4 protein-coding genes are annotated in these 2,884 nt (G+C 69.9%); 3 read left to right on the plus strand and 1 reads right to left on the minus strand.

Annotated features, from left to right (window positions below):
- Nucleotides 1–274 (plus strand): hypothetical protein (locus tag Q7W29_12730; protein ID MDO9172683.1); only part of this gene is annotated, 274 nt, incomplete at its 5' end.
- Between the two features lie 82 nt (nt 275–356).
- Here Q7W29_12730 and Q7W29_12735 read toward each other — a convergent pair.
- Nucleotides 357–893, minus strand: a complete 537-nt coding sequence (locus tag Q7W29_12735; protein ID MDO9172684.1) for a multiheme c-type cytochrome — start codon at nt 891–893, stop codon at nt 357–359.
- Between the two features lie 291 nt (nt 894–1,184).
- Here Q7W29_12735 and Q7W29_12740 point away from each other — a divergent pair, with 291 nt between their 5' ends.
- Both Q7W29_12740 and Q7W29_12745 read left to right on the plus strand, forming a co-directional pair.
- Nucleotides 1,185–1,538, plus strand: a complete 354-nt coding sequence (locus tag Q7W29_12740) for a hypothetical protein (GenBank protein MDO9172685.1) — start codon at nt 1,185–1,187, stop codon at nt 1,536–1,538.
- A gap of 21 nt (nt 1,539–1,559) precedes the next feature.
- Entirely contained in the window at nt 1,560–2,843 is a 1,284-nt protein-coding gene (locus Q7W29_12745) for a FlgD immunoglobulin-like domain containing protein (protein MDO9172686.1), read from the plus strand.
- Nucleotides 2,844–2,884 lie beyond the last annotated feature (41 nt).

Consider the following 2,884-nt stretch of genomic DNA (forward strand, 5'->3'; position numbering starts at 1 on the left):
CTACGAGGCCTGGCTGGCCTTCCTGGCCATCCTGATCTGGCACATGTACTCGACGGTCTTCATGCCGGGGATCTACCCGATGAACCCGTCGTGGATCACCGGCCTGATGCCGCAGCGCATGTTCGAGCACGAGCACCCGGCCGTGAAGCTGGTGGAGCAGCGCCATACGGTGCGCACGCGGGTGGCGCAGGACGAGCCGGTCATGGACGGGCGCGAGAAGGTGGACCCGGGCACGCCGCGGCGCGACGGCCCGACGGAGCCGCCGCACGTGTAGGCCGCCCCGGCGATCTGATGCGAAAATGAGAAGCGGCCCCCGCGGGTGCGGGGGCCGCTTCGTCGTCCGGCGATGGGGCGGATTACTTCGCAGCGGCCTCGGGCACCGGGTGCTTGATCAGGGCCCACATCTTGTCGTAGTCGAAAGCCTTGAACGTCGGGCTCTCGGCGTTGTGGCACTTCACGCAGGTCTCCTTGCCACCGATCTTCATGCCGGCGGCGACCGCGGCGGCGTGATCCTCCATGACGGCCTTGGACTTGTATTCCGAACCGGCGCCGTGGCAGGCCTCGCAGCCCACGCCCTCCTCGGGCACCCACTTCGTGGCGGCCTCGAGCGCGACGCCCAGGAAGCCCTTCGTGGTGTGGCACTTCAGGCAGGCGGCCTCTTCCCAGGGATTGCCCAGGCCCTTCTCCTTGGCGATGGCGATGGCCGCCGCGCCCTTCAGGGTGGCGAAGGCGCCGGCGTGCGCCGACTCGGTCCAGATCTTCGCCTGGTCGCCGGTCTTGACCTTGTGGCACATCACGCACTTGGGAACGCCGATGATCGTGGGCTCGGCAGCCTGGGCGACCACGGCGCAGACCACCGTGAGCGCGACCAGGACCAACAGGGACTTCTTCATGCTTCCTCCTTGCCGGGTGATCGGCCGGATCCGTCTCGGTGTCCCGGCCGGAAAACGTTCGGGTGGCGGCGCCACTTCCGATGACCCGAATGTAAACGATCGGTCCGGGTCGCCCCAAATAAAAAAAGGTGTTCCAGGCCGAGCCGCGCTAATCGAGAAAGAGAATCAAGAACGCGAACCGCGGGCTGGGATGAGTCTTGATATTCTGCTAGACTAGTCGGAGTTCCCGTTCGGCGCGTCGAGCGCGCATTACAATCGGAGTCGAATCATCCTGCATTTGGGAGAAATCCGATGAGAACGTCTTTGTTCCTCGCCTGCATCGGCTTGCTGTTGCTGCCGCTTGCGGCCACGGCCGAGCCCCAGTTCGCCTGGTCGTCGCTGCTGGACAGCGGCGCCTCGCTGGACGACAACGGCCGGGTCGTGGTCGCCCACGCCTCGGGCGACGCCGTGGTGGCCGGCGTCAGCCACGACGGCATCGGCGGCTCGGACATCCTCGTGCGCCGCCTGGCGGCCAAGGACGGCGTCCCGGTCTGGTCGCGCCGCATCCCGGCCTTCGACGCCTCGGACATGTCGGTCGCCGACCTGGCCTGGGACGAGGCGGGTGACTTGATCGTGGCCGGGCATGTCCTGGGCTGCGTGGGGTGAGGCCACGGTGACGACATCGTCGTGCTCAAGCTCGACGATGCGACCGGGGAGGTTCTCTGGTCCCAGTCCTACGCCTCGCCGAATGCCGAGAACGATTCCGCCTACGCCCTGGCCCTGGACGGGTCCGGGGACATCTTCATCGCCGGCCGCGTCAACGTCGCGGGGCGGCTGGACGAGATCGCGTTGCTGAAGTTCGCCAACGTCGACGGCGAGCTGCTGTGGACGGCCTTCGACGGCGGCGCCGCCCGCCTCGACGACCGCGCCCTGGACGTGGCCGTCGGCCCCGACGGCGACCCCGTGGTGACGGGCCTGGTCCAGAACGCCAACGGCACCGCCTCGCTGCTGACCGCGAAGTACGCCAGCGCCGACGGCAGCCCGGTGTGGGGCGTGCTCACGACCGGCCTGGTCAACGACGCCAGCGGCGACGGCTGGATCGGCATCGACGGCGCCGGCGACGTGCTGCTGGCCGGCAAGGCCTGGCACTCGTCGACCTCGTACGACGTGCTCTGCGCCAAGCTCGACGGCGACGACGGGCTGCAGTTGTGGCGCATCGACTGGACCAACGGCACCCGCGCGGACGATCCCGGCGGCATGCTCGTGGATGCGGCCGGCGACCTGGTCGTGGTCGGCGTCACCGCCGGCGACTACCTGACGGTCAAGCTGAGCGGGGCGAACGGCTCGCGGACCTGGCTGTCGACCTACAACGGCCCGCAGGGCTGGTACGACGTGGCCAACGGCGTGGCGTTCGGCTCCGGCGGCGAGATCCTGGTCACCGGCTTCAGCGACGGCACCGGCACGAGCTGGGACGTTGCGACCCTGGGCTACGACCCGACCACCGGCGCCCAGCGCTGGGCGCGCCGCTACGACGGCCCCGCCCACCTGACCGACGAGGCGCGGTCGCTCGCGCTGGCGCCTGGCGGCACCCTGTACGTGACCGGCTACGTCTACGGCGATGTGAGCGGCATGGACCAGGTGGTGCTGGCGTATTCCCATCCCGACCTGACGGACGCCGGGGACCTGCCCGCGCCGCCGGCGCCGTTGGCGGCCTATCCGAATCCCTTCAACCCGGCGACGGTTGTGACCTACCGGCTCGCGGCGGCGTCGGAGGTGAGGCTCGCGGTCCACGACCTCGCGGGGCGGCTGGTCGCCGTGCTCGACGGTGGGTGGCGCGAGGCCGGCACGCACCGGGCGAGCTGGGGCGGGCGAGACGCGGCAGGGCGCGTCGCGACCAGCGGCGTCTACGTGCTGCGCCTGACGGCCGATGGCGGGGTCCGGGAAACCGCGAAGCTGACGTTGCTGAAGTAGTCCGGGCTCGCCGAAGCGAAGGGCCGCCTCCCGCACGGGGG

It is taken from the genome of bacterium (assembly GCA_030654305.1).
Taxonomy (GTDB): Bacteria; Krumholzibacteriota; Krumholzibacteriia; order LZORAL124-64-63; family LZORAL124-64-63; genus PNOJ01.